The organism is Rhodococcus maanshanensis NBRC 100610 (genome assembly GCF_001894865.1).
GTDB lineage: Bacteria > Actinomycetota > Actinomycetes > Mycobacteriales > Mycobacteriaceae > Rhodococcus_G > Rhodococcus_G maanshanensis.
Genome location: NZ_BCXA01000003.1, coordinates 105,061 through 129,355, shown reverse-complemented (window position 1 = coordinate 129,355; position 24,295 = coordinate 105,061). Strand labels below are relative to the sequence as shown.

The 24,295-nt window shown below is 68.0% G+C and carries 28 protein-coding genes; 22 read left to right on the top strand and 6 right to left on the bottom strand.

Translation table 11 applies throughout. The features are described from left to right. Nucleotides 1-206 precede the first annotated feature (206 nt). The gene (locus RM1_RS02125; protein ID WP_072749791.1) at nucleotides 207-1,304 is read left to right on the top strand and encodes a tyrosine-type recombinase/integrase; all 1,098 of its coding nucleotides are present in this window, start codon (nucleotides 207-209) and stop codon (nucleotides 1,302-1,304) included. 158 nt (nucleotides 1,305-1,462) lie between these two features. Next, on the top strand, nucleotides 1,463-3,826 hold the full coding sequence (locus tag RM1_RS02120) for an ATP-binding protein (RefSeq protein WP_072749790.1): 2,364 nt from the start codon (nucleotides 1,463-1,465) through the stop codon (nucleotides 3,824-3,826). Nucleotides 3,827-3,846: 20 nt separating this feature from the next. Here RM1_RS02120 and RM1_RS02115 read toward each other — a convergent pair whose 3' ends face one another. Beyond that, nucleotides 3,847-4,287 (bottom strand): cupredoxin domain-containing protein, encoded by a 441-nt coding sequence (locus tag RM1_RS02115; RefSeq protein ID WP_072749789.1) that lies wholly within the window; start codon nucleotides 4,285-4,287, stop codon nucleotides 3,847-3,849. Nucleotides 4,288-4,452: 165 nt separating this feature from the next. Here RM1_RS02115 and RM1_RS02110 point away from each other — a divergent pair, with 165 nt between their 5' ends. Both RM1_RS02110 and RM1_RS02105 read left to right on the top strand, forming a co-directional pair. Next, nucleotides 4,453-5,022 carry a type 1 glutamine amidotransferase domain-containing protein gene (locus RM1_RS02110; protein WP_072749788.1) on the top strand — a complete coding sequence of 190 codons (570 nt, stop codon included), beginning with the start codon at nucleotides 4,453-4,455 and terminating at the stop codon, nucleotides 5,020-5,022. 85 nt (nucleotides 5,023-5,107) lie between these two features. Beyond that, nucleotides 5,108-5,731 (top strand): PAS and ANTAR domain-containing protein, encoded by a 624-nt coding sequence (locus RM1_RS02105; protein ID WP_072749903.1) that lies wholly within the window; start codon nucleotides 5,108-5,110, stop codon nucleotides 5,729-5,731. Between the two features lie 226 nt (nucleotides 5,732-5,957). On the opposite strand, the gene RM1_RS02100 is transcribed toward RM1_RS02105, so the two are convergent. Next, nucleotides 5,958-6,395, bottom strand: a complete 438-nt coding sequence (locus RM1_RS02100) for an STAS domain-containing protein (RefSeq protein WP_143069413.1) — start codon at nucleotides 6,393-6,395, stop codon at nucleotides 5,958-5,960. Between the two features lie 222 nt (nucleotides 6,396-6,617). On the opposite strand from RM1_RS02100, the gene RM1_RS27130 reads away from it, so the two are divergent. The 9 genes from RM1_RS27130 to RM1_RS26310 all read left to right on the top strand — a co-directional run bounded on the left by RM1_RS27130 (nucleotide 6,618) and on the right by RM1_RS26310 (nucleotide 11,360). Next, complete coding sequence (locus RM1_RS27130; protein WP_092667771.1) at nucleotides 6,618-7,163, top strand: ATP-binding protein; 546 nt, start codon at nucleotides 6,618-6,620, stop codon at nucleotides 7,161-7,163. Next, nucleotides 7,160-7,936 carry a SigB/SigF/SigG family RNA polymerase sigma factor gene (locus tag RM1_RS02090; RefSeq protein ID WP_072749785.1) on the top strand — a complete coding sequence of 259 codons (777 nt, stop codon included), beginning with the start codon at nucleotides 7,160-7,162 and terminating at the stop codon, nucleotides 7,934-7,936. Before RM1_RS27130 ends, RM1_RS02090 begins: the two co-directional genes overlap by 4 nt. A gap of 79 nt (nucleotides 7,937-8,015) precedes the next feature. Further along, the gene (locus tag RM1_RS02085) at nucleotides 8,016-8,285 is read left to right on the top strand and encodes a DUF7218 family protein (RefSeq protein ID WP_072749902.1); all 270 of its coding nucleotides are present in this window, start codon (nucleotides 8,016-8,018) and stop codon (nucleotides 8,283-8,285) included. Between the two features lie 18 nt (nucleotides 8,286-8,303). After that, on the top strand, nucleotides 8,304-8,477 hold the full coding sequence (locus RM1_RS02080) for a CsbD family protein (RefSeq protein ID WP_072749784.1): 174 nt from the start codon (nucleotides 8,304-8,306) through the stop codon (nucleotides 8,475-8,477). 125 nt (nucleotides 8,478-8,602) lie between these two features. Continuing rightward, nucleotides 8,603-9,775: a carboxylate-amine ligase gene (locus RM1_RS02075; RefSeq protein WP_072749783.1), complete on the top strand. Its 1,173-nt coding sequence runs from the start codon at nucleotides 8,603-8,605 to the stop codon at nucleotides 9,773-9,775. Further along, entirely contained in the window at nucleotides 9,763-9,966 is a 204-nt protein-coding gene (locus RM1_RS02070; protein ID WP_072749782.1) for a hypothetical protein, read from the top strand. The genes RM1_RS02075 and RM1_RS02070 overlap by 13 nt, the downstream gene beginning before the upstream one ends. A gap of 162 nt (nucleotides 9,967-10,128) precedes the next feature. Beyond that, the gene (locus RM1_RS02065) at nucleotides 10,129-10,794 is read left to right on the top strand and encodes a HemK2/MTQ2 family protein methyltransferase (RefSeq protein WP_072749781.1); all 666 of its coding nucleotides are present in this window, start codon (nucleotides 10,129-10,131) and stop codon (nucleotides 10,792-10,794) included. Nucleotides 10,795-10,864: 70 nt separating this feature from the next. Beyond that, nucleotides 10,865-11,035, top strand: a complete 171-nt coding sequence (locus RM1_RS02060) for a CDGSH iron-sulfur domain-containing protein (RefSeq protein ID WP_072749901.1) — start codon at nucleotides 10,865-10,867, stop codon at nucleotides 11,033-11,035. 160 nt (nucleotides 11,036-11,195) lie between these two features. Further along, the gene (locus tag RM1_RS26310; protein ID WP_169922271.1) at nucleotides 11,196-11,360 is read left to right on the top strand and encodes a hypothetical protein; all 165 of its coding nucleotides are present in this window, start codon (nucleotides 11,196-11,198) and stop codon (nucleotides 11,358-11,360) included. Between the two features lie 119 nt (nucleotides 11,361-11,479). On the opposite strand, the gene RM1_RS02055 is transcribed toward RM1_RS26310, so the two are convergent. From RM1_RS02055 to RM1_RS26305, 3 genes are all read right to left on the bottom strand, one after another. Continuing rightward, entirely contained in the window at nucleotides 11,480-12,529 is a 1,050-nt protein-coding gene (locus RM1_RS02055) for an alpha/beta hydrolase (RefSeq protein ID WP_072749900.1), read from the bottom strand. A gap of 73 nt (nucleotides 12,530-12,602) precedes the next feature. Beyond that, nucleotides 12,603-13,625, bottom strand: coding sequence for an iron-containing redox enzyme family protein (locus RM1_RS02050; protein ID WP_072749780.1), 1,023 nt, complete (start codon nucleotides 13,623-13,625; stop codon nucleotides 12,603-12,605). Between the two features lie 95 nt (nucleotides 13,626-13,720). Further along, nucleotides 13,721-13,876 carry a DUF6131 family protein gene (locus tag RM1_RS26305; protein WP_092667772.1) on the bottom strand — a complete coding sequence of 52 codons (156 nt, stop codon included), beginning with the start codon at nucleotides 13,874-13,876 and terminating at the stop codon, nucleotides 13,721-13,723. Nucleotides 13,877-14,418: 542 nt separating this feature from the next. Between RM1_RS26305 and RM1_RS02045 the strand changes: the two genes are divergently transcribed. Beyond that, on the top strand, nucleotides 14,419-15,234 hold the full coding sequence (locus tag RM1_RS02045; RefSeq protein WP_083576485.1) for a DUF1206 domain-containing protein: 816 nt from the start codon (nucleotides 14,419-14,421) through the stop codon (nucleotides 15,232-15,234). 136 nt (nucleotides 15,235-15,370) lie between these two features. Further along, nucleotides 15,371-15,646 carry a hypothetical protein gene (locus RM1_RS02040; RefSeq protein WP_072749779.1) on the top strand — a complete coding sequence of 92 codons (276 nt, stop codon included), beginning with the start codon at nucleotides 15,371-15,373 and terminating at the stop codon, nucleotides 15,644-15,646. Here the strand turns inward: RM1_RS02040 and RM1_RS02035 are convergent. Continuing rightward, nucleotides 15,616-16,917 (bottom strand): hypothetical protein, encoded by a 1,302-nt coding sequence (locus RM1_RS02035; protein WP_072749778.1) that lies wholly within the window; start codon nucleotides 16,915-16,917, stop codon nucleotides 15,616-15,618. The genes RM1_RS02040 and RM1_RS02035 overlap by 31 nt on opposite strands. Nucleotides 16,918-17,124: 207 nt before the next feature. Here RM1_RS02035 and hypF point away from each other — a divergent pair, with 207 nt between their 5' ends. The 7 genes from hypF to RM1_RS02000 are packed head-to-tail and all read left to right on the top strand — an operon-like array spanning nucleotide 17,125 to nucleotide 24,279. After that, on the top strand, nucleotides 17,125-19,518 hold the full coding sequence (hypF, locus tag RM1_RS02030; protein WP_072749777.1) for a carbamoyltransferase HypF: 2,394 nt from the start codon (nucleotides 17,125-17,127) through the stop codon (nucleotides 19,516-19,518). Continuing rightward, nucleotides 19,515-20,258 carry a HypC/HybG/HupF family hydrogenase formation chaperone gene (locus tag RM1_RS02025; protein WP_072749776.1) on the top strand — a complete coding sequence of 248 codons (744 nt, stop codon included), beginning with the start codon at nucleotides 19,515-19,517 and terminating at the stop codon, nucleotides 20,256-20,258. Before hypF ends, RM1_RS02025 begins: the two co-directional genes overlap by 4 nt. Beyond that, on the top strand, nucleotides 20,255-20,944 hold the full coding sequence (locus RM1_RS02020) for a D-sedoheptulose-7-phosphate isomerase (RefSeq protein WP_072749898.1): 690 nt from the start codon (nucleotides 20,255-20,257) through the stop codon (nucleotides 20,942-20,944). Before RM1_RS02025 ends, RM1_RS02020 begins: the two co-directional genes overlap by 4 nt. After that, nucleotides 20,941-22,053, top strand: coding sequence for a hydrogenase expression/formation protein HypE (gene hypE, locus RM1_RS02015; protein WP_072749775.1), 1,113 nt, complete (start codon nucleotides 20,941-20,943; stop codon nucleotides 22,051-22,053). Before RM1_RS02020 ends, hypE begins: the two co-directional genes overlap by 4 nt. A gap of 30 nt (nucleotides 22,054-22,083) precedes the next feature. Continuing rightward, nucleotides 22,084-22,356 (top strand): HypC/HybG/HupF family hydrogenase formation chaperone, encoded by a 273-nt coding sequence (locus RM1_RS02010; RefSeq protein WP_027501456.1) that lies wholly within the window; start codon nucleotides 22,084-22,086, stop codon nucleotides 22,354-22,356. A gap of 33 nt (nucleotides 22,357-22,389) precedes the next feature. Beyond that, entirely contained in the window at nucleotides 22,390-23,523 is a 1,134-nt protein-coding gene (hypD, locus tag RM1_RS02005; protein ID WP_072749774.1) for a hydrogenase formation protein HypD, read from the top strand. Beyond that, entirely contained in the window at nucleotides 23,524-24,279 is a 756-nt protein-coding gene (locus RM1_RS02000) for a DUF6390 family protein (protein ID WP_072749773.1), read from the top strand. The last annotated feature ends 16 nt before the right edge of the window (nucleotides 24,280-24,295 follow it).

Here is a 24,295-nt window from a genome sequence, read left to right as displayed (position 1 = left end):
CTGCGCCCGACATCGACGAGCGGCCACCGCCGCGGCACTCCATGCCGATACGCCAGGCGTTATGACATTATCGAGTGATCGGCGTTCCGCAGGTCACGGAGATGACTCGGCGCCGCCGTGCCTGGCCCTTCGGCCCGGCACGGAGAACCCGGGGCGACGGGACCTACTCCCCTCGGTGTCGGTGTCCCCCGCTAGCGTGCCCGCTCATGGTGACGGTGCAAGAACCCGATGACGAACTCCTTCCGAAAGGGAGCCGCGGGCACGAACGACTCTCCCCCTGGTTCGGGGAGTTCCTCATCCATCGCAGCACCGCGAAACCCTCACCGAACACGCTCAAGGCGTACCGCCAGGACTACACCCTCATCGCCGATGCCCTCGCGCGCGCCGTCGGGGTGAGCGCAGCGGAGCTCACCCTCGCCGCCCTCGACAAGACGACCATGCGAACGGCCTTCGCCGACTACGCGCTGACGCACCAGGCCGCCTCGATCAGGCGATGCTGGTCGACCTGGAACATGCTGTGCGACTTCCTGTTCTCGGTGGACGCCATCGTCGCCAACCCGATGTCGGCGGTGCTGCGCCCCAAGGCCCCGAAGACCCTTCCCAAGGCGTTTCGCGCCGACTCGGTCGAGCGGCTCGTCGCAACACTGCAGTCCGCGGACGACAACGGGGCACGCGCCTGGCCGGAGCGTGATCTCGCGGTGATTCTCACCGGACTGTTGACCGGGATGCGCTCGGCCGAACTCATCGCGGTGGACCTCGGGGACCTGCGCGACGCGGTCGACGACGGGGACGGCCACGCCAAGGTGATCCATGTGCACGGCAAGGGCAACAAGGAGCGGGTGGTCACGGTCGAGCCCGCCGTCGTGGACGTGCTCGGCGACTACCTCGTCAGCCGCTCGGAGCGGTTCCCCGACACCGCACGACGGAGGCCGCGGGCCGACGTCTCCCCGTGGGAGCGATTCACCGCCGCCGACCCCATGTTCGTCGGAGGCGACGGGCAACGGATCACCAGGGGCACGCTGCAGTATCGCGTCGAACGCGCCTATCGCCGTGCGGGGATCAATGGCGACCGCGCGAAGGGCGCCCTCGTGCACCAGCTCCGGCACACCTTCGCCACCGCCATGGCCGACCAGAACGTCAGCATCTACACGCTCATGCGGATGCTCGGGCACGAGTCCATGAACACCACGCAGCGGTACACCGCGGGTGCCGGCGCCTCGGTCCGGGACGCCGCTGCTCTGAACCCGGCTTACCAACTCGTGACGAGGGGCACGCCCCTCCCCCGCACCGACGCCACCGGGTGACCCGAGCACTCGGTGCATTTCCAGGCAACCGTTCGGTGGGTCGAGCATGAGCCAACGAGTGGACAAAATGGACGCAACGATGTGGCCACCACGATTTCGTCTTACGCCTTCCAGGGATAGCGTCGATCACAGCACACGGTGAAACGAGATGATGTTCGATGACGACCTCCGTGAAGGACAAGCCCGGAAACCTGCCGGCAGAGTTGACCAGTTTCATCGGCAGGCGACACGAGATCACCGAGGCGAGGCGCTTGCTGGCGACCACACGGTTGGTGACGTTGGCCGGCGTCGGTGGGGTCGGCAAGACCAGGCTGGCACTGCGGGTCGCAGAGGATTCCCGGCGCTCGTTCACCGACGGGGTGTGGTTCGTCGCACTCGGTGACCTGCAGGATTCCGAGTTGTTGGCGGAGTCCGTCGCCGGCGCGCTCGGACTGCCGGATCAGCCGGGCCGGTCGTTGACTCACCTCCTGACCGATCAGCTCTCCACCCGGCACACATTGTTGGTCCTGGACAACTGCGAGCACCTGTTGATTCCCGTCGCGGAGTTGGCGCAGACCCTGTTGCGGGCATGCCCCGACCTACGCATCCTGGCCACGAGCCGCGAGATCCTCGGGGTGGACAGTGAGCGGGTGCTGAAGGTGCCGCCATTGACGGCGCCCGAACCGCAGCAGACCCCGAAACTCGAGGCGATGCCCCGGTACGAGTCGGTGGCACTGTTCGTCGCACGGGCCACCGACGCTCTGCCTGACTTCGCGCTCACCGAGGCAAATTGCGCTGCGGTGGCGGGAATCTGCCGCCAGCTGGACGGACTTCCCTTGGCCATCGAGCTGGCCGCGGTGCGGATCCGCGCGATGACCGCCGAGCAGATCCTGCAACGCCTGACCGACCGCTACCAGCTGTTGACCGTCGGATCCCGGGTCGCACCATCTCGACAACACACATTGCGATCGTGCGTCGACTGGAGCTACGAGCTGTGCGAGGGTCGAGAACAGAAGCTGTGGGCGTGGCTGTCGGTTTTCGTGGGCGGTTTCGAGCTGGACGCGGCCGAGGGCATCTGTCCCGAAGGTCTGGTCACCCACGATTTCGTGGACGCGGTGACCTCGCTCGTCGACAAGTCAATCCTGGTCCGTGAACAGGTCGGGGACGTCGTCCGCCTGGGCATGGTCGAGACGATCCGCGCCTACGGCAGGGAGAGATTGCGCGAATCCGGCGACTATCCGATAGCGCAACGGCGGCACCTCGCGTGGTACGACCAGCTGGTGGAGTTGGCCGAGTCCGAATGGATCGGCCCCGAGCAGATGCGCTGGATCACCCGGCTCGATCGGGAACAGCCAAACCTGCGGGACGCACTGGCGTTCAGCCTGACCGAGGATGTCGTCGCAACCGATCCGGATGTCAATGCGCGGATCACCAATGCCATGTTCATGTTCTGGACGTGCCGAGGCCTTTTGGCGGAGGCCCGCTATTGGATGGGCCGCTCCCTGACGAGCTCCGACGCCATGCAGGTCGAGGAACGTGTGGAGATGTTGTACGGCGACTGCGTGTCGGCGGGCATGCAGGGACAAATCGACCAGGCCGCGACGCGAGCGGCTCAATGCCGTGCGCTCGCGGAACAGCTGGGAGACGCGGAGTCGCTCGAGACCGCGGATTACGCGAGCGGCTACCGGGCACTGTTCACCGGCGACCTCGCCGGTGCGGTCGAATCGTTCCAGGCGGCACTCGCCAGCGCGAACGAGCGGTCGCCCTGGAACGACCCAAGTCGATTCGGGTATGAGATCACACGACTGCTGGGCGGCCTGCTCGGTCTGGCAGCGGCGAGTGGACTTTCCGGAGACGAGACGACGGCCGCCGACTGCCAAGAGCGGGTGCTTGCGATCACCACTCCCCGAGGTGAGTCCTTCTTCCGCGCGTACTCGTCATGGGCTCTCGGACAGACGCTGCTACAGGCAGGAGAGATCAATCGGTCGGCAACCCTGACGGTACAGGCGTTGCAGCTCCTCCGGCAGCTCAAGGACCTGGTCATGACGGGCTGGTGCCTGGAGTCGTTGGCCTGGATCGCAATACGCGAGCACCAGCCGACGCGTGCCGGGGTCCTGATGGGTGCCGCACAGACGATCGCGCAGACGGCAGGAAGCGTCACGGTGACACTCCCGTACCTGGTCGGCATCCACGACGAATGCGAGCAACTCACCCGCGACGCACTCGGGGACAAGGCCTACGGCGAAGCATTTCGCACCGGGACCGCCATGGAACTCGACGAATCCGTCGCCTACGCACTCGGTGACAGCCGAGCCGACAAGCCCAGGACGACACCGGTCACCTCTGTGTTGACTCCACGCGAAACCGAGGTGGCACAGCTGGTCGCGGCGGGACACACGAACAAGGCGATCGCCTCGATGCTGGTGATCTCGCCCCGCACCGCCCAGGGCCACGTCGAACACGTCCTGTCCAAGCTCGGGTTCACCTCGCGAACCCAGATCGCGGGCTGGATCGCCGAGAACCAGCACGATCGACAGGCCTGATCCGGCAGATCGGCCCGGCCTCACCCGACGACGAGCATGCCCACCATCTCGGGGTGATAGCGGCAATGGAAGGCGTAGGTCCCCGGCTCCGTGGGCGCGTGGAAGGTGGCCGTGTCGTTTCCGTCGACCTCCTCGTCGAAGGTTCCCGCCTGATCCGAGGTCGCCGAGTGCTCGACGTTGTCCTCGTTCACCAAGGAGACCTCGGCGCCCGCGCGCACGGTCGACGGGACGGTGAACCTGAAGTCCTTGATGGTGACGGTCATGGATTCGGCTGGTGCACCGGCCGTGGTCGGTTCCTTGGGGCCGTAGGAATCGGTCCACGGCGCCTCGGGCGTCAGGGACGCGTCGTCGGATGAGTCGCATGCGGGGGTCACCGCGATCGCAACGGCCGCAAGTGCGACACCGAGAACCCTTGATGCACTCGCTGCCGTGGGGTGAGTGCCGGTCGTCGCTGTGAACATCGATCCTCCCGGGATAGCTGCCCCTGGGTACCGCACCTGATCCCCGCTCAAACGTTGCGCCCGCCCCGGATCCCGTGGCGAATCGGGGTAGGTGTTTCACCGGTCACCCGCTCGGGTAGTTCGGCTATGGCACGCCGACGACCGCAACCGGAACAGGAGGCAGTCATGGGAGCCGCGAAACTCGCCGGAAAGCGCGTCGCCGTCCTCGCCACGGATGGTGTCGAGGAGGTCGAGCTGGTCGAGCCGCGTCGCGCGCTCGAGGAGGCAGGCGCGCAGGTGACACTGCTGTCCCTCGCCACAGGCGAGATCCAGGCCATGAAGCACGACGTGCACGAGGCCTGGCGATACCCCGTCGACCTGCGCGTCGCGGATGCGAAGATCACCGAGTTCGACGGACTCGTCCTTCCGGGCGGGACAACCAATCCCGACCATCTTCGGCAGGATCGTGCGGCGGTGGATTTCGTTCGCGACTTCGTGTCCGCGGGTCGACCCGTTGGCGTGATCTGCCACGGCCCATGGACGCTCGTCGAGGCCGACGTGGTGCGTGGCCGAACCCTCACGTCCTATCCCAGCGTCAGAACGGACATCGCGAACGCGGGCGGCACCGTCGTCGATCGTGAGGTGGTGGTGGACCGCAACCTGGTCTCGAGCCGTAGCCCGGGTGATCTGCCGGCCTTCTGCGATGCCCTGGTCGACGTGGTCGCGGCCGGAGGTACGGCGCCGCCGCCGACATGAGGTCCATACTCGATTTGTGAGCGATGTCGCGCCCGAGGCGCAACCGGAGTCCAGCACGACGGAGCCCGTCGGCGGCGAGTCGGCCATGCTCGTCGGGAGTTTCCGATTCCTCGTCGCGGAGGACGCGTGGGAGTGGTCGGCGGCGGTGGCCAGGATGCACGGTTACGAGCCCGGCTCGGTCGTGCCGACCACCGAGCTGATGCTCTCCCACAAGCATCCCGACGACAAATCGCACGTCGCCGCGATCCTCGACAACGTCCGAGCACACGGGGCGCCCTTCAGCAGCAGGCACCGCATCATCGACACGAAAGGCGAAACCCATCACGTGGTGGTGGTCGGCGATCGACTCCTCGACGAGGACGGCACCGCGATCGGGACGTTCGGGTTCTACATCGACGTCACCGACGCGTTCGAATCGGACATCAAGGAGTCCGTCGACGACGCCGTCGCGGAGATCGCATCGTCGCGGGGAGCGATCGAGCAGGCCAAGGGCGCGCTGATGCTCGCCTACGGGATATCGGCCGAGCGCGCTTTCGAGGTGCTGACCTGGCGCTCGCAGGAGACGAACGTCAAGTTACGCGAGGTGGCACGGCAACTGCTCCGAGACATCTCGAGCATGCTCGACGCGCCACAGGGCTTCCGCGAGGCCTTCAACCACATCCTCTTGACGACGGCGACGCGCGCCGATGAGCAGCCCCCTGTCGAGTGAGGGCCGTCGCTCGGTTTGATCTTGGCGTGTCCGGGCATCCAATGGACAGGGCCCGTGGCCTCCCGGGCGGCCGCAGGCACCGAGGAATCGGCGGTTCAGAAGCGAGCCGCCGGTTCCGCAGCTCTCCCCTCAGCCGCCCAGTCGACGCAGCGGGTCGGTGAGTTCACTCGCATAGCAGTCGAAGAAGCCGTCCGGGTCCGGCCCATTCCCGTAGGACCACGGCCCGTCAGCTGACCGCGCGCCACCCGCCGAGGGGGGCACCAACCGTGGACAGCGGTCGATCACGATGGATCTGTGCGATCGCACTCGCGACCGATGGGAATCGCCGGAACCGTTTGTCCAGCTGGGTAACCCGAAGGGTGCGATCAACCGCGTCCGAAGCTGTGACCAGGCAGAACTCGACGCCGTCGGCGCCTGCGCGCCACTGCGCGGCGGCGAGCGCCTCCGCGCCCCTGATGCTGAGGAACGTGACCTCCGAGAGGTCGACCACAAGCACGTGCTCAGCCGTCTCGATCCCGACGCCGAGCTGCTCGTCCACGGTTCGCAGCGCCGCGGCATCGACTTCGCCGCTCAGCGGCACCACGACCGGCGACCTTCCGTTGGTCGGGGTCCCCACCGGGCCCGTACTCGGGGCCACCGCTTCGAATCGGTGAAGTTCAGGCATGACGCCCACCTCGCTATCGCACTCGACTTGCGTAAGGAAGCGGTGGTGGCCGATCGATCAACAGGCAAGAACGAATGCTCGGGAGCTGCGACGATCCGCTCGACCTACCGCCGGCTGTGGGCTCAACCTCACTCGTTCCTACCAGATCGAGCCGGCGACGACCACTTTAATTAATGAAAGCAACTATGTCGCGTTCGGTGACACGCGGCTTGCCCTGGTCAAATGCCGGACGCACGCGTTCGACAGCGCGGTTTGACGTTTGGAGGGCACTCCGAAGTGGGTACTCTGCACCCACGAACCACAACCCACGCTGGGGAACGAGGTCGCATGTCACGGGCGTACGCCGAAGAACCTGAGCAGCAGACCGGGTCCGACGTGGAACTCCGGCTAGCGGCCCGGGTCGACCAACTCTTCCTCGTCCGTGCGGTCGTCACCGCCATCACGACACACGGCGACTTCGATCTCGACACCATCGCGGATCTGCGACTCGCCGTGGATGAGGCAGCCACGCGGCTGATCCGAGCAGTGCGACCGGATGCCCTGCTCTCGTGTCGATTTCGGGTTCACGATCGAGTTTTCAGATTCTCTGGATCGACCTCGACGGGGGCCGAGGAGCCGGTCGGCGGACTCGATCACGGCTTCGGATGGCACGTCCTGCGGACCCTCACCGACGATGTTTCCACTGGTCGAGGACCCGATCCAGACGATGAATCCCAGCACATCCTCACGATCGAGTTCAGCCGCCGGGCGGACGGCACCACCGGGTGAGCCGGCACCAGGGGCACGGGTCGGACGAGTACTCCGACGTCAGTGTCCAGTTCGCCACCCTCGCCGCGATGTCCCCCGACGACCCGGCACGAGCAACGGCGCGTGAGCAGATCGTCGAACGATGCCTACCGCTGGCAGAGCACATCGCCCGCCGCTTCTCCGGTCGCGGCGAACCGCACGAGGATCTCGTACAGGTCGCTCGTCTGGGTTTGGTCAACGCCGTCAACAGATTCGACCACGAACGGGGAACCGAGTTCGTGTCGTTCGCGGTGCCGACGATCATGGGCGAGGTCCGTCGACACTTCCGCGACGCGGGGTGGGCGCTGCGGGTTCCGCGTCGCACCAAGGAACTCCACGTCGCTGTCGGAAGGGCGACAGGCGCACTCAGTCAACAGTTCGGTCGCGCTCCGACCCCAACGGAGGTCGCCGCGGAGCTCGGAGTCAGTCGCGAGGAAGTCAACGAGGCCCTGCTGGCGGGAAGCGCCTATCAGACCACGTCCGTCGATGCCCCGGCGACCGAGCATCCCGGCTCGCCACCTCTCACAGAATCCGTCGGGGATCTCGACGCTGCCTTCGACACGATCGACAATCGCGAGGCCCTCCGGCCGCTGATCGCCGCCCTGCCCGAGCGAGAACGCACTGTTCTGCTGCTGCGCTTCTTCGGGAACCTCACCCAGACGCAGATCGCCGAGCAGGTCGGCGTCTCACAGATGCACGTTTCTCGGATTCTCGCCCGGACCCTTGCCTCACTTCGTGACGCGATGGACGAATAGCTCCACCCACCGCGGTTTCGGGCGGACGAGGCGTGGGTACTTGTGGGAAGCGCACGGCGACAGCAGAAAGGAGAAGTCGATGCCGCGGACGGGATCAGACCCGCACCTCAAGGATCAGGATCTCTACGAAAAACTCCGCAAGGAGGGCGATTCGAAGGAGAAGGCGGCACGCATCTCGAACGCCGCCGCTGCCAAGGGCCGCTCGTCCGTCGGAAGGAAGGGGGGCGACGCCGAGTCCTACGAGGACCGCACGGTGCCCGAGTTGAAGAAACGGGCGAAAGAGCTCGGACTCAGCGGCTACTCGAAGCAGAACAAAAAGCAACTCATCAATTCACTACGCAACCACTGACAAAGAAGGAGACCCCCAATGGGAGCGATCGACAAGGCGAAGAACAAGGCCGAAGAACTCGCCGGAAAGACGAAGGAGAAGGTCGGCGAGGCGACCGGCGACAAGGACACCGAGGCCCGGGGCAAGAAGGAGCAAACCAAGGGCAACCTCAAGCAGGCCGGCGAGAAGGTCAAGGACGCCTTCAAGCACTGATCGCCGAGAACGCCTCCCATGCCTGTCCGCCTCCTGTGACGGCGGACGACCTGGGAGGCGTAGTCCTGAGAACTTCCTTCTCTTACCCTCGCTCCAACGCACAGTGACGAAGCAGGTGGTCACAGATGCTCACGCTCGGTGTCGAGGAAGAATTCCTGCTGACCGATCCCCGCACGGGTGTACCGAACCCTCGATCCGAGGCCGTCCTGGATCAACTGGAGGACGAGCACCGCACACACATCGTTCAAGAGTTGTTGTACACACAGCTCGAGACGGTCAGCGGGGTGCACGGCGCGCTGGGTGACCTACGGGCCGACCTGATGGAAGCGCGTGTGACGCTGAACGATGCGGGGGCTCGCTGCGGCGTCCGCGTCCTGTCCGTCGGCGCCCCGATCGTGATCGACACCGAGCCGCCGCCCGTCGTTCGGTCGGCGCGCAGCACCCGAATCGTCGAGCGCTTCTCGGGTGCGATCCGCGGATATCAATGCTGCGGCTGCCACGTTCACGTCGGCGTGGCTGATCGTGACCTCGCGGTCGGTGTCGTCAATCACCTCCGGCCATGGCTGCCCACCCTGGTCGCCCTCGGCGCCAATTCGCCGTTCTCCGCCGGCCGCGACTCGGGCTACTGCAGTTGGCGGATCGTCGAACAGTCCCGGTTCCCCGGGTTCGGGCTACCTCCGTTCACTCGGTCGGCCCGCGAGTACGACGACACGGTCGCACGATTGGTGGAGTGCGGGGTTCTCGTCGACGACCACATGAGCTTCTGGCTCGCGCGCCCGTCGGTCGCCTACCCCACCGTCGAGGTACGCGCCGCCGATGCCGCTGCGACGGTTGACGATGCGGTGCTCCAGGCGGCCCTCAGCCGGGCTCTGGTCGGGACCGCGCTTCGCGACCTCGGTGCGGGGATCGAAGCGTCACCGATCGACGACCAGGTCGGCGCGGCGGCGGTATGGGCGGCGGCGCGGCACGGCCTGTCCGGCCCCGGGATCGACGCCGTTCGAGAACGCTCCGTCCCGGCAACTCAACTCCTGACCCAGATGCTCGCGCACGTGCGCGAGGCCCTCGACGTTGCAGGCGACTCACGGCTCGTCCGCGAACTCCTTGCGGCGCGGTACCGCGCAGGTTCGGGCGCCGAACGGCAGCGGGAGGCCGCCAGAACCGGGATGAACTCACTCCTCTCGATGGTCGCGGATCAGACCGCGCCGGGTAACGAGCCGGAACGTTTCGCGACGTTCGCGCCGGGGTATTGCTCCGGTACCGAGCAACCACGCCGGGACGGAGGTGTGTGGTGCGGCTGATCACGATCATCGTGCTGGTCTGGCTCCTGGTGGGCGCCATCGCGGCTGGACAGCGCGGCTACTACACGGACACCACGGAGGACTGTGCCGGCGTTGGCACGATTGTCGTGACGGTGCTGGCCGGGCCGTTGAACTACGCCGGGGTCAACCCGAAGGTATCCGAATGCAATGTGCCCCAGCCGAGTCAGTAGTCGGCACGCACAACACCACTACCCCGAGGGCGGAAAATGGAGAGCTTTGAGGCATTCCCGGGAGATCCCGGCCCGGTGAGCCCCTCTCACCAACCACAATTGGCCGCCATCCGCGAACCGGGGACGGTGTCCACCCTCCGCCGCCCCGGTGCGCCGAATCCGATGCCGCAACGAATCTGGCGTCTGCCCGGCGTCTACCGTCCCCAGGATGACACCTGGCTGCTCGCCTCGACGCTCGCGGAGGTCGGCCTGCCCGACGGAGCGGCCGTCCTCGACTTCTGCACCGGCACAGGTGCGTTGGCCATGGCCGCCGCGAGATCCGGCGCCTCGCACGTGACCGCGGTGGACACGTCGGCGCGTGCGGTGGCGACTGCCCGAGCCAATGCTTGGTCCCGGCGACTGCCGATCCGTATCCGGCGCGGGACCCTGACCGCGGCATTGAGGAGGGGTCCGTTCGATGTCGTGCTGGCGAACCCGCCGTATGTACCCTGCCCACCGCGAAAGGCGCGTACGCGCTCGAGCCTCCGCTCGGAACGATGGGACGCGGGCCACGACGGCCGGGCGGTCCTGGACCCCCTCTGCGGCACGGCGGCGGATCTACTCCGCCGCGGCGGCTTCCTGCTCCTCGTGCAATCGAGCCTGGCCGGGACGACGAAAACCCTGACCCGGCTTCGCGAGGCCGATCTCGTCGCCTCCGTCGCGAAGCGCGAGCGCATCCCCTTCGGCCCGGTGATGCGAAGTCGCGCCTCGTACCTCGTCTCGCACGGACTCTGCCCGGCGAGCCAGGACTGGGAGGATCTGGTGGTGATCCGTGCCGACAAGCCCTGATCCCGCAGCCGGCCCACCGAAGGGCGCGGCCGTCGACCATCCGGAGTGGAACTCCCCCGCCGTCGAGCAGATTCGGCGGGTACGAGGTGGACCGGCACTGGTGCGCGGCCCGGTCCGGATCTCCCTGCCCGACGGGCGCGTGGTCACCTCCGAGCGATTCGTCGTAGCCGTCTGTCTGTGCCGACGCAGCGGGATCTATCCGCTCTGCGACACGAGCCACCGGCAGCGTGACCGGCCGTGAGGATCGCGACAGCGTCGCCTCTGCGCCTTCTGCGAAGATGCCGGCACCGTCGACTTCCACACCTTTGGGTCCTTCTGCTGCGAGGGCAACCCGACGATGATGGAATCGTCAGGGTTTCCCGACAACGTCGGGAAACAAACTTCACGAATTGGGAGACATCATGCTCGGCCTCATTTTGGGTCTGGGCAGCACCGCCCTCGCGCTGGGTCTTGGCGTGGGCTTGGCCCTCACCGTCGGACTCGCCCTCGGCAGCTTGGCACTCGGACTCGGCCTGCTGATCAGCGACGCAACCATCAAGTACGACATCGACGAACTCTCGGACTGACCGACGGATCGTCGGCGACCGCATCGCCACGGGGTGACCTGCCGGTCGAGGATTGAGTCGAATCCTGGCGACACGGGCACGGAATATCCGTGTGCGCATACGGGTTCGAGCAAGGGCGGTCAAGCGCCGAGAGCTGCCGACAGCACCTGCCAGGACGCGTGCAGGTCGTCTTGCCAGTAGCCCCACGAGTGGCTGCCAGGGGCGCCGAGCTCGACGGTAGCGGGGATCCCGAGCGCGGCCAGCCTGTCGGCCAGCTGGCGGGTGCACTGATCGGTGGCCGCCTCGATGACGCCACCCACCACCACCTGGGTGCCAAGGGCGATCGGGTTGCCGCCGACCCGGGGATTGTCGAGCGTGTCGTGTGGACCCGGCAACCCGGTGCGGTTGGAGACGTACAACGCGATCCCGCGCAGCTTCTCGGCCTGCAGATACGCGTCGTTGGCCACCCAGTCGGGGTCCGTGTACGGGCCCCACATGTTCGTCGTGTCGCCACCCCCGGCCCCGACAACCAGCTCCACGTAGGCCCGGCCGGGAGGAGTACTCGTGCGCGCACAACCGCTGTAGGCGGCCGCGCCGCGATACAGCGACGGCGCCATCTCCGCGAGCGTCAACACCGCGCTGCCCGAGGTGGACAGCCCGGCGATCGCGTTGCGGCCGTTCGCGCCAAGCGTCGCGTCGACGATCGGCGGGAGCTCCCTGGTCAGGAATGTGGTCCACTTGTTCACCCCGAGCGCCGGGTCCGGCCGCTGCCAGTCGGTGTAGTAGCTGAACCGCCCGCCGATCGGGGTGACCACGTTGACGTTCTTGTCCGCGAAGAAGGACACCGCATCGGACTGCGCCTGCCAGGTTGCCGCGTCCTCACCCCCGCCCGCGCCATTGAGCAGGTACAGCGTCGGCCGCGGCGCGGAGGTGTCGGCCGGACGGATCACGTCCAATCGGATCGTCCTGCCCATCGCCGCGGAGTGGACATACATGCTCCACTGTCGATCGCCGACCCTGTCGACGTGATCGAGATACGAGCCGGTCCCGCCCTGCTGGGCCACGCGATCGGGGCTCGCCGCGGCGGGCGACCCGCCGGCCAGGCATGAAGCGGCGACGATCAGGGCGCCGAGGAGGGCCAACCGCCGGGGGAACAGGATCGCTGCCGACCCGAACCGTTCGTGCACCATGTCCACCACGCTCCCTCAGAACCGTCCGATCGGATGGCCGAGCGCACCACTCAACGACGGACCCTGACCACGATCATCTCGCACTCCACCGTCCGACGGAATGCTCGAGAACCGTGGCGACAGGGCCGTCCAACGAACTCACCCCGCGGTTCCAACAGCCCAGAACATGAGCGGAGAGGCGGTTCTCGAGCAGCTCGGTCGCCTGTATCCCGAATACCACGTCGGCGGCCAGCTCCGGTTCCTGCTCGAGAAGAGCACCGACCACGTCGTGTCGCAGGATCTGCTCGTGCACGGCGTCGGCCTCGACGTGTTCGGCATAGAAGTGGATGCATTCCCAGGGCGCCTCCACACGCTCGAGGGCCTCTACCATGCGCCTGGCACTGGGCGAGGTCGTGATCTCGGCCGCGGCGAAATGCCCGACCAATGCGCCCCGCAGGCCGCGGTGGAGCCCGCAGAGAGACATGAAATTGACCGTCGCCAGCGTCTCGGGCGGCACATAGTCGAGATAGGCGAGGTAACTCGCGTCCAGACGAGCGGCGCGCAGCAGATCGGAGAACAGCCCGGAGTGCATTCGTTCCGGCCGCCCGGCGCCGAACTCGTCGTACTCCACCGCCACCAGGGCGCATTTGGCTTCGCCCTCGAGCCGCGGGATCACCCACGCGTGGGGGTCCGCCTCCTTGAGGTGATAGATCGACCGATGCGCGAAGAACTCGCGCACCTGCTGCCAGGTCCCCGATTCCCGGAGGAAGTGGGACACCCCGGCTTCTTCGACGGATGCCCTCGAGACGGCATCGAGTTCCCGATCCGCCTCGCACCCGCCTGCCACCGCCCCGCGCAGGCTACGGAGAAACAACCGTTCCAACTCGGTGCGCACGCCGATCAGCACCGGGTCCCATTCCCAGTCGGGATCGACACCGGCGAACCCCCTGTAGTGGAGCTCGTAACACAGCTGCAGCGCCAACTGGAGGTCACCACCGTTGGGGTCCGCGTGCTCGACCTCCGGCGAGAGGGCCATCGAGCCCGGCGCACCACCCTCCAACGCCGAGATCACTTCGCAGGAGATCGGACCCCTCGGCTTCGGCAAGCTGGCGCTCATGGATCACGGTTACCTCGGCACGCCGGACCCGAAACCTCAGGAAACACTTGTGGAAACGACGGGAACCTTGATGTCACCGTGACGATCAAACTCGGCTAATACCAGTACTTCCGACCGCCGACGGCCCGACCGGTAGCCCCGAGTAGTGCGAGGACCAACCCGATGACGATCAGGACGATGCCGATCGTCCACAGAATCGAGATGCCGGTCAGAAAACCGATGAGAAGCAAGATCAATCCGAGCACGATCATGGCACGCACCCAACCTCTTCAGAAGTGAACGAGAAAACTCGCGTGCCGAATACCCGCTGTCGTGTGCCGTAAACGCCGTCCAACTGTCGACGGTCAGGCGGCGGCCGGTCGACTCAGCTTGTGTAGCCCGGAACCGCGGCGCCGCGTGCCGGGCCTGGACGGGACGAACATCGCGTCGAGGTGGGCTTTGATCTCCTCGGTACTCATCGGACCCTCGTGTTCCGAGGCCCTCGCCTGGGCCGTCATCCGAGTACTCAGTGCATTCATTGCTGTCCCTTGTGTGGTCATTGCCCCGTTGCCGGGTTCACATCAATACTCGGACCTCCGTGCCCCGCACCGCCATCACCCCAGGGCGAACATTCACCCACCCTCGGGTGAATCCATCGGCCGCGCCGTCATGCGGCAGGGCTGAGCATGCTTCAGGGTTTTGACCCCACAGAACCGGGGCATACGGCGGGCGGGCCCGACCTGCGTCCGTGCCCACGGGTTTCGGTTTGACCGACCGGATTCCGGATCCGATCGACACTGTGAGGACCACCGCCGTGAGCAACAACGTCACCGACTCCGCCGCAGAACGGGTAGCGCAGAATCCCGTGTTCGAGCGGTTCGCCCGCGCGGGATACGTCACCAGCGGCCTCGTCCACCTTCTCATCGGCTACATCGCCATTCGGCTCGCCGTCGGCCGCGGGGGCAGCACGGCCGACCAGTCAGGAGCGCTGGCCGAGCTGGCAGACAAACCGGGCGGCGTGGTCGCGCTGTGGGTGGCCACCGTCGCATTCCTCATGATGGCGCTCTGGCGTCTTGCCGAGACGATATTCGGACGTTCGACCGAACCCAAGGAACAAGGCGCTTGGGCCGAAGCCTTCGACCGCGGCAAAGCCCTTGCGCTCGCCCTGGTCTACCTCGCCTTCGCCCATTCCACCTTCGGATTCGCGCGCGGACACGGAAAGTCCACCAGCCAGCAGGACGCGGGAATCAGTGCACACCTGATGCGATCTACGGCCGGTACCGTCGCCCTCGTGGTGGCCGGGCTGGTGATCGTCGCAGTCGGTGGATATCACGTGTACAAGGGCGTGAGCCAGAACTTCCTCTACGACCTCCACGGCGCGTCCAGCAACTTGGTCCGAACGCTTGGCATCGCGGGTTATGCCGCCAAGGGTCTCGTTCTTGCTGAGGTAGGGGTGCTGGTCGTCGTTGCCGCGATCGTGTCGGACCCGAACCGAGCGACGGGACTCGATGGCGCGCTGAAGTCACTTCTGCCCCAACCCCTCGGGCCCGTGCTCCTCGTCGCAGCAGGACTCGGGATCATCACCTACGGCTTGTACAGCTTCGCTATGGCCCGATACACCAAGATGTGATCCCCCTGGATGCAGGATCCGACAACGAACGCAGTTCGGAGGTTCCTCTGACCGGGACAGTTCGCTTGACAATAAGGTAAGGCGTACCTAATCTTCACGCTCGGGCACAGTGCCCGACACGTGAGGAGTCAGCGTCATGATCGACGGTCTCATCGAAGAGGCATACGCGCGGGGCACGGTCCGCGCGGTGACGCCGACCCCAGAGGGCCACGACCAGTACCTGCTCGACCGCGCGGGCGACCCGACCCGGCGGGAGGCACCCGTCGCGGTGCGGGTACGCGCGGACGGGCGATTCGCGCTGGCGACAGGCGACGGCGGGGCACTGACCATCGGACAGGTGGCGGCGCTGTGTGGGCTGACCGGCCGCCCGACGGACCGGACTCAGCCGTTCCCGCTCAGGCAGGCCCGGTAGCCGCCCGCCTCGAAGTCCGCGCGCGCACAGTAGGTCGCCCGCGGGTAGTACTCCCCCATGGTCACCGCGGGATCGGAGTTCGCGGCCTGGGACGCCTGCACCGACTGCGGGTAGAAGGCCGGACCGGGCAGCATGTGCCGCAGGAACAGCACCTTCTTCGGAACCTCGGTCGATCCCCATGGCAACACCGTCACCGTGGGGTCTGACGCGGCGGACGCAGGCACGTCCCCCGGCGCCGCCACCACGTAGGTGTAGTAGCCGCTCGAGTCGAGATTGGTCTGGAAGTCGGCCGCGCAGGCCACCACCGGGTAGGGCGACACCTGATCGTTCTGGCACATCGACCAGTACCGCACCTGCTCCCCCGGCTCCGTCACCGGCACGCCTGCCCTGGTGTCCGGGAAGGTCGGCGCCCGCCCCCGGACGACCACGATCCGGCCCGGCTGGTAGCTCAGTCCGGCGCCGATGTACTTGTTGTCGCCGTTGGGGAACAGCCCGGAGGTGCTGGCCGGGTTCACGAACGTCGCCTCCGGCACGTTCCCGGGGAACGCCCCCGACGCCGCGCCCGCGATCAGCCGATCGAAGGCGGCCTCCATCGCCTGCCCCAACGGTCCGCTGGTGGCGTCCGCCGGGTCGAATGCCGTCGTGCAGGTCGAGATCGGGATCGTGGTGGCGCCGTTGTTCAGCACCAGTGCGACTGCAGGGAGCGGCACGCCTCCTGGCAGCGAGGCGGCGTCGTCCGGGACGTACACACGGATGATCAGGAAGCCCATCGGCACCGTCTGGGTCGCGGCTCCGGTTGGCAGCGCCCGGATCTGGTTGAGCGCATGATCCGCCTCCCCCGGCACCACGGTGGCGTGCCAACGGCGCGCCGAATCCGGCGACCCGGCCGACGAGGGATCCGCGAAGGGGTTCACGCTGCCCTGGTCCGGGGCGATCTGGTCGTCCCGCAGGGTGTCGACGGTGTTCAGGTCGGTGCCGTATGTGTTGAGCGAGAAGTACCGCGCGGCGGGATAGTCCCCGCTGAGCTCGATCCGGTCGTCCCCGCCCAATGCGTACGGCAGCACCCAGTAGGTCGCGTTGGCGTCCGGGAACGCGACGTTGAGAACGGTCTCGTTCGACATGAACCGCCACGCGCACGCGGGCGACTCCGGGGCGGCCTGTGCGGCGGGAGTGGCCGGCGCGGGCGCGCCGAGGGCCGCGGCCAGCACCGTGGCGACCAGCACGAACAGGACACGCACCGCGAGTGTCGGGTGTCTCGCCGAATCGGACATACCGGCTCCGTTTCGTTCCGTTCGCTCACGCTACCGTCCGACGCCCCACTGGGTCGTGTATTCCGGCGCAGGTCAGACCGTGACATGCGCAGGACGCTCCGGCGACGCCCTTGCGGGTCAGGAGCGCGAGGAGAAAGATCCGATGAAGGCCGGTCGTCACCCAGCACCCCGGACCGGGGTGAACCGTACTGCGATGTGGAGTCGGGTATGACAACCCACTTACAGCCAGCACACCGGGAGGAAGGCCGTATCGAACGGCGTCGGATCATCGTCCGCGGAATCGTCCAGGGAGTGGGGTTCCGGCCCTTCGTCGCCAGGCTGGCGGCGGACCTGGCGATCAGCGGCCACTGCGGCAACGACGATGCCAGCGTGTTCATCGAGGCGGAGGGCACCGCCGCGGCACTAGCGGAGTTCGAGCGCCGGATCCGGGCCGATGCCCCGCCGATCGCCGTCATCGTCGACATCGCCGCCGAAACCCTTGCCCCGCAGGGTGACACGTCCTTCCTCATCGCGGAGAGCAGGCACGTCCTCGGCGCGCGGACGCTGATCTCCCCGGACGTGGCGACCTGCGCGGACTGCGTGCGGGAGTTGCGGGACCCCGCCGACCGCCGCTACCGCCATCCGTTCATCAACTGCACCAACTGCGGTCCGCGCCTGACCGTGATCACCGACCTGCCCTACGACCGGCCTGCGACCACACTGGCCCCGTTCGAGATGTGCCCGCACTGCCGCCGCGAGTACGGGACCCAGGAGGACCGGCGCTACCACGCCCAGCCGATCTGCTGCCACGACTGCGGTCCACGGATCTTCCTGGAGCACGACGGTATCCGGACGGTCGGGGACGACGAGGTGCTCCGTCGCGTCCACCAGGCGCTCGGCGACGGCCTGATCGTCGCGATCAAGGGGCTCGGCGGCTTCCATCTGGTGTGCGATGCGGCCCAGCCTTCCGCGGTGCGGCGGTTACGGATCCGAAAACGCCGTCCCGCCAAGCCGTTCGCGGTGATGGCCGCGGACACGGCCACCGTGGAGCGGATCGTCGAGGTGTCCGGCGCCGAGGGGCGCCTGCTCGGCCACCCGGCGCGACCGATCGTGCTCCTGCACGCGCGCGGATCCGGACCGGTCGCGGACGAGGTGGCGCCCGGCCTGGACGAACTCGGGGTGATGCTGCCGTACACCCCGCTGCACCACCTGCTCTTCTCGCCCGTTCCCGGGCGCCCACACTACGAGCAACCCCGCGTCCTCGTGATGACCTCCGGGAACACCAGCGGCGAACCGCTCTGCTTCGACAACGACGACGCCCGCGCGCGGCTCTCCGGGATCGCCGACATGTTCCTGATGCACGATCGCGACATCGCGGTGCCGTGCGAGGACTCGGTCCTGGCGGTGTCCGAGGACCGGGAGGTCCCGATCCGCCGGTCGCGAGGATATGCGCCGCTGCCGATCCCGCTGCCCTCGCCGGGTCCGGTGGTGCTGGCGGTGGGGGCCGAGGTGAAGAACACCTTCTGCCTGACCCGCCAGGATCTCGCGTTCTGCTCGGCGCATCTCGGCGACATGGGCACCCTGGAGAGCCGGCGCGCGTTCGAGACCTCGGTGCGGCAGCTGACGACCATGCACAGGGCCGCACCCGCGCTGATCGTCGCGGACAACCACCCGGGCTACTCGACAAGGCAGTGGGCGACGCGGCACAGCGAGGCGAACGGGATCGAGCTGCGCACGGTGCAGCACCACCACGCGCACGTCGCCTCCCTCCTCGCCGAGCACACCCGCATCGGCTCGAGAGTCCTCGGCGTCGCGTTCGACGGCACCGGGTACGGGTGCGACGCCACCGTGTGGGGCGGCGAGCTGCTGCTGGTCGGCCCGGACATCCTGACCACCGAGCGGTCGGGCCACCTGCAGTCGTTCTGGCTGCCCGGCGGCGACGCCGCGATCCGCAACCCCGCCCGCGTCGCGTTGTCGCTGCTGCACGAGGCCGGTATCCGCGAGATCGACGACCTGCCCTGCGCCCTGGCGCTCGCGGCCGCGGAACGCCTGCTCGTCGCCTCGCAACTCTCCTGCGGGGCGGGCGCCGTCCGCACGACCAGCGTCGGCCGCCTGTTCGACGGCGTCTCCTCCCTACTGGGCGTGTGCCACCGGGTCAGCTACGAGGCGCAGGCGGCCATCGAACTGGAGGCGCTCGCCCGGCAGGCCGGCGAGACCGCGCCGCTGACGATGGCGGTCGAGGGCGAGCAACTGCGCCTCGAGGGGCTGTTCACCGAGCTCGTGGCCGGCCTGCGCCGGGGCGAATCCGCGGCCTCGCTTGCGCTCGGATTCCACCACGCGCTCGCGACCGCGACCGCGACGCTGGCCCTGCGGATCGCCGACCGGACCGGCACGGGGACCGTCGGGCTGACAGGAGGCGTCTTCCAGAACCGGCTCCTGCTGAGCCTGCTGCGAACGCGGCTGCAGGACAACGGGGTCGACGTCCTCACCCACCAGCGGGTACCCGCGAACGACGGCGGACTCTCGCTCGGCCAGGCGGTGCTCGGCATCGCGTTGCTCGAGCGCACCTCCGACCGGCGCGGCACCCGGGCAGACGAACCGGAGATCGGAGCACGGCGATGACCATCACAGCGCACCCGGGCGCGCCCCTGATCGACGACGATCTCTCCGCGGATCTCGCGTCCGCGGCACTGTCCCTCGCCCGACGATTCAACGCGGGCGCCACGCTCTGGGTCATCTCGCCGCAGTGGGAGCCACACGCCCATCACGTCGCGGTCGAGTTCGTGCACCCGGTGATCATGGGCAAGCGGGCGCTGCCGTCCGTCGCGCTGGTCGAACCCGACCCCGTGGCGCAGTGCCGCGTCGCCACCCGGCCCGGCGATGTGATCATCGCGGTGGCCTCCGCCGACCAGCCCCAGGTGCGCGATGCGATGCGGCGCGCGCCCGCGTGGGGCGCGGACACGATCTGGATCGGCTCCGGACCCCGCCCGCCCGCCGGCAGCGCGGATCACACGCTGTGGGTGGCCTCCGACGACCCGATGATCCCGGCGACCGGCAGGTTCGTGCTGATGTACCACCTGCTGTGGGAGCTGACCCACGTCTGCTTCGAACATCCCGGCCTGCTGATCCCGGACGACGACGTGTGCACCGGCGACGGATGCGTCACGTGCGGCGACGAGGGCCGACTCGCCGAGGTGGTGCTGCCCCCGGCGACCGCGCTGGACACCGCGCTCGTCCGTACCGGCTCCGGCGAGGAGTCCGTCGACGTCACCGTGCTCGGCGAGGTCGACGTGAACGACCTGATCCTCGTGCACGGCGGCGCGGCGATCACCCGCATCGACGACACGGAGGTGTGCCGATGAGCGAGCGGGAGGACACCAACTTCCTCTACCCCTTCATCGATGCGGAGGAGAACGACGCAGGCGCGTTGCTGACCGACCTGGCCGCGTCGGCGCGCAGCAAGGCCGCCGAGAGCGCACGGCTGCAGCGGGCCTCGCTCGACGAATGGGGCGATCCGATCACCGCGGCGGGCGCCCAGATGGCCGAGCGCTTCCGCGCGGGTGCGCGGCTGTACACGTTCGGGAACGGCGGCAGCTCCACCGACGCGGCCACCCTGGCCTCGCTGTTCAGTCGGCCCGCCCGCGGTCGTCCGGTCGCGGCCTGGTCGCTGGCGGCCGATCAGGCGGTGGTCACGGCGCTGGGGAACGACGTGGGTTTCGAGCTGATCTTCTCCCGCCAGATCATCGCCCACGCCAAGCCCGCCGACATCGCGATCGCGCTGTCCACCTCCGGCAACTCCGACGATCTGATGACGGCGCTGGCCGAGGCCCGCAAGCGCGGGCTCCTGACCGTCGGGTTCGCCGGCCACGACGGCGGCCGGATGGCGACCAGCGACGACCTGGACTTCTGCTTCACGATCCGGTCCCAGAGCATCCATCGCATCCAGGAGAGCCACGCGCTGGTCGGATACCAGCTCTGGTCTGCGGTGCAGAACAACCTCGCGAAACCCGCACCGGGGCCGCGAGAGACGACAGGCGGTCCCAGATGAGCAGCTCACAGGTCGGTGACCGACCCTCGACAGCGGCCGAACGCGAGGGCCGGGTGCTCGACCGGATCGACGAGTTCCGCAAGCGCCGTCCGCGCCTGCTCGAATCGGTGGTGACCCTCGCCCACGGTGCGGGCGGCAAATCCTCCGCGGCCCTTGTCGATTCCGTCTTCGTCGAGTCGTTCCGCAATCCGGAACTCGAGCAGCTCGGCGACGCCGCGGTGCTGCCGCTCCCGTCCGGTGAGCGGCTCGCGTTCTCGACCGACTCGTATGTGGTTCAACCGCTGCGGTTCCCCGGTGGGTCCATCGGGAATCTGGCCGTGCACGGCACCGTCAACGACCTGGCCGTCTCGGGCGCGCGCCCGCAATGGCTCTCGGCCGCCTTCGTCATCGAGGAGGGCTTCGAGATCTCCGCGCTGCGCGAGATCGTTGCCGACATGCGCGATTCCGGCCAGGCGGCCGGCATCGAGATCGTCACCGGGGACACCAAGGTGGTCGGCAAGGGCGCAGCGGACGGGATGTACATCTGCACCGCGGGCGTCGGTGTCATCCCCGCGGGCCGGGCGCTGTCCCCGGACCGGGTGCAGCCAGGTGACCACGTCGTGGTGTCGGGAACCATCGGCGAGCACGGCATGGCGGTGATGCTCGCCCGCGGCGAGCTCGCCATCGAGGCCGACATCGCCTCGGACACGGCTCCCGTGAACTCGCTCGTCGAGGCGCTGCTCGAGGCCGCCCCGTCGACCCGGTGGATGCGCGATGCCACCCGCGGCGGGGTCGGAACCGTCTGCAACGAGCTCGCGCAGGTCTCCGGCCTCGCGGTGATCCTCGACGAGCAGTCGCTGCCCGTCCAGCCGCAGGTGCTCGGCGCCTGCGACATGCTGGGTATCGACCCGCTCTACGTGGCCAACGAGGGCAAGTTCATCGCGATCGTGCCGAGCGCCGAGTCGGGCGCCGCGATCGACGCGCTGCGTGGGCAACCCGGCGGCGCGCAGGCGGCCGTCATCGGCGAGGTGATGGCCGAGCCGGAGGGCATCGTGGCGCTGCGGACCGCGTTCGGGGGCAGCCGGATCGTGGACATGCTCGTCGGCGACCCGCTACCGCGAATCTGTTGAGCAGCAGAAACTCCTGAAAGGAGGACGGCTATGTGCTTGGGCATACCGGGACAGGTGGTCGACATCGTCGACGCCCAGCAGCACCTGGCCAAGGTCGACGTCAACGGGATCCGCCGGGTCATCAGTGTTCGCCTGCTGGCCGATGAGGGCCTGGTCGTCGGCGACTGGGTCCTGGTGCATGTCGGGTTCGCGATGTCGAAGATCGACGAGGCCGAGGCACAGGTGACCCTGGACCAGGTCCAGAAGATGGGCGCCGACTACACCAACGAGATCGACGCGTACAACTCGTCCGAAATCGCCTGAACTCGGGCGTCATCCGTCAGCGAGGAACGCACGATGAAATTCGTAGACGAATTCCGTGACCCGGCCGCAGCCCGCGCGCTCGTGAGGTCCATCACCGACCTCGCGGGCACCGACGAGTTCAAGTTCATGGAGGTGTGCGGCGGCCACACCCACACGATCTACCGCCACGGCATCGAACATCTGCTGCCGCCGACCGTCGAACTCGTGCACGGTCCCGGCTGTCCGGTGTGTGTCATCCCGATGGGCCGGGTCGACGACGCGATGTCGCTCGCGGAACAGCCGGGGGTCATCTTCACGACCTTCGGCGACATGATGCGGGTGCCCGGTGCGCGGGGCAACCTGATCGAGGCGAAGGCAAGGGGCGCCGACGTCCGGTTCGTGTACTCGCCGCTCGACGCCCTCAAGATCGCCGTGGACAACCCCGATCGGGAGGTGGTGTTCTTCGCGGTGGGCTTCGAGACCACCGCACCGTCCACCGCGGTGACGCTGGTGCGGGCCCGGCAGCTCGGCGTCTCGAACTTCACCGTGTTCTGCAACCACGTCACGATCGTCCCGCCGATCAAGGCGATCCTCGAATCCCCCGACCTCCGGCTCGACGGCTTCCTCGGCCCCGGTCACGTGTCGACCGTCGTCGGCACCAGGCCGTACCGCTTCGTGCCGGAGGTGTACGGCAAACCGATGGTGGTGGCCGGGTTCGAGCCGCTGGACATCCTCGCCTCCGTGCACATGCTGCTGCAGCAGCACCGGGACGGCCGATGCGAGGTGGAGAACCAGTACACCCGCGTGGTCAGGACCGAGGGCAACACCCAGGCGCTGAAGCTGATGGCCGAGACCTTCGAGTTGCGACCGCATTTCGAATGGCGCGGACTCGGTTTCATCTCGCAGAGCGCGCTGAAGGTGCACCGCGACTACGCCGAGTTCGACGCCGAGGAGAAGTTCTCGATGCCGGGCGTTCGGGTCGCCGATCCCAAGGCGTGCCAGTGCGGCGAGGTGCTCAAGGGCGTCATCAAGCCCTGGGAGTGCAAGGTGTTCGGGACCGCGTGCACCCCGGAGACCCCGATCGGGACCTGCATGGTCTCGCCAGAGGGCGCCTGCGCGGCGTACTACAACTTCGGCAGGCTGCACCGCGAGACGGCGATGCTGGTCGGCAAGAACGCGGAGCGTTGAGTGCCGGGCCCGGCCGGACACCGGCTGTTCGCTCGGTATGCCTACGCCCCCAACGCGCTCGGCTACTGCGGCCCGGCGGACGCGCGCGCCCTGGAGGCCGTCGCGTGCGGCGACGGGACGGGTGCCGACGTGCCCGCGCTGGCCGCCAGGTTCAGCGGGGCCTGGCCGTACCAGCAGCTCATCGCCGAGATGTCCGGGCGCGCCGACCCGTTGGACGCGGCGGTGGTGCGGGCCTACTGGACCGGCAACGAGCTGACCGAGGAGATCGACCGCGAGCGCTTCGGCCGGGAGTTGCTGGCCCGGCTGGCGCCACAGGCCGGGCACTACTGGAAGCACCTCACCGAAGACCTCCTGGCCGAGGCGGCCCCCACCCACGGCTTCCACGTCTTCGGCGTGTATCCGTGGTCGCGGCTGCTCGGCTCCGGTGTGCCGCAGCCCCTGCAGGTGCTCGACTCCTGCCGGATCACCTGCGGGACGGTCATCGAGGTGCGGGCCGACAACGTGGTGGTGCGTGCGCGACCGCTCACCTACGACGGCGCGCTCGCGCTCGGAGGCGAGCAGGATCGGCCGGTCCGCCATCGGGTTGCGGGTGGTGCGTTCGTCCCCGATCTGCGCCGGGGCGACACGGTCGCGGTGCACTGGGACTTCGTGTGCGACAGGCTGAGCCCGTCGGACGCCGACCGCCTGCAGTACTGGACCGGGTGGCAGCTCGCGCACACCAATCGCCGCCTCGAACGGACCGAGGCCGTTGACTGAGTGCCGCGGTGCACGA

Excerpts from the sequence above, each read along its gene's own strand:
- RM1_RS02125 (WP_072749791.1), top strand. The coding sequence starts at position 207 with ATGGTGACGGTGCAAGAACCCGATGACGAACTCCTTCCGAAAGGGAGC.
- RM1_RS02120 (WP_072749790.1), top strand. The coding sequence starts at position 1,463 with ATGACGACCTCCGTGAAGGACAAGCCCGGAAACCTGCCGGCAGAGTTG.
- RM1_RS02115 (WP_072749789.1), bottom strand. The coding sequence starts at position 4,287 with ATGTTCACAGCGACGACCGGCACTCACCCCACGGCAGCGAGTGCATCA.
- RM1_RS02110 (WP_072749788.1), top strand. The coding sequence starts at position 4,453 with ATGGGAGCCGCGAAACTCGCCGGAAAGCGCGTCGCCGTCCTCGCCACG.
- RM1_RS02105 (WP_072749903.1), top strand. The coding sequence starts at position 5,108 with ATGCTCGTCGGGAGTTTCCGATTCCTCGTCGCGGAGGACGCGTGGGAG.
- RM1_RS02100 (WP_143069413.1), bottom strand. The coding sequence starts at position 6,395 with ATGCCTGAACTTCACCGATTCGAAGCGGTGGCCCCGAGTACGGGCCCG.
- RM1_RS27130 (WP_092667771.1), top strand. The coding sequence starts at position 6,618 with ATGCCGGACGCACGCGTTCGACAGCGCGGTTTGACGTTTGGAGGGCAC.
- RM1_RS02085 (WP_072749902.1), top strand. The coding sequence starts at position 8,016 with ATGCCGCGGACGGGATCAGACCCGCACCTCAAGGATCAGGATCTCTAC.
- RM1_RS02080 (WP_072749784.1), top strand. The coding sequence starts at position 8,304 with ATGGGAGCGATCGACAAGGCGAAGAACAAGGCCGAAGAACTCGCCGGA.
- RM1_RS02075 (WP_072749783.1), top strand. The coding sequence starts at position 8,603 with ATGCTCACGCTCGGTGTCGAGGAAGAATTCCTGCTGACCGATCCCCGC.
- RM1_RS02065 (WP_072749781.1), top strand. The coding sequence starts at position 10,129 with ATGCCGCAACGAATCTGGCGTCTGCCCGGCGTCTACCGTCCCCAGGAT.
- RM1_RS26310 (WP_169922271.1), top strand. The coding sequence starts at position 11,196 with ATGCTCGGCCTCATTTTGGGTCTGGGCAGCACCGCCCTCGCGCTGGGT.
- RM1_RS02055 (WP_072749900.1), bottom strand. The coding sequence starts at position 12,529 with ATGGTGCACGAACGGTTCGGGTCGGCAGCGATCCTGTTCCCCCGGCGG.
- RM1_RS02050 (WP_072749780.1), bottom strand. The coding sequence starts at position 13,625 with ATGAGCGCCAGCTTGCCGAAGCCGAGGGGTCCGATCTCCTGCGAAGTG.
- RM1_RS26305 (WP_092667772.1), bottom strand. The coding sequence starts at position 13,876 with ATGATCGTGCTCGGATTGATCTTGCTTCTCATCGGTTTTCTGACCGGC.
- RM1_RS02040 (WP_072749779.1), top strand. The coding sequence starts at position 15,371 with ATGATCGACGGTCTCATCGAAGAGGCATACGCGCGGGGCACGGTCCGC.
- RM1_RS02035 (WP_072749778.1), bottom strand. The coding sequence starts at position 16,917 with ATGTCCGATTCGGCGAGACACCCGACACTCGCGGTGCGTGTCCTGTTC.
- hypF (WP_072749777.1), top strand. The coding sequence starts at position 17,125 with ATGACAACCCACTTACAGCCAGCACACCGGGAGGAAGGCCGTATCGAA.
- RM1_RS02025 (WP_072749776.1), top strand. The coding sequence starts at position 19,515 with ATGACCATCACAGCGCACCCGGGCGCGCCCCTGATCGACGACGATCTC.
- RM1_RS02020 (WP_072749898.1), top strand. The coding sequence starts at position 20,255 with ATGAGCGAGCGGGAGGACACCAACTTCCTCTACCCCTTCATCGATGCG.
- hypE (WP_072749775.1), top strand. The coding sequence starts at position 20,941 with ATGAGCAGCTCACAGGTCGGTGACCGACCCTCGACAGCGGCCGAACGC.
- RM1_RS02010 (WP_027501456.1), top strand. The coding sequence starts at position 22,084 with ATGTGCTTGGGCATACCGGGACAGGTGGTCGACATCGTCGACGCCCAG.
- hypD (WP_072749774.1), top strand. The coding sequence starts at position 22,390 with ATGAAATTCGTAGACGAATTCCGTGACCCGGCCGCAGCCCGCGCGCTC.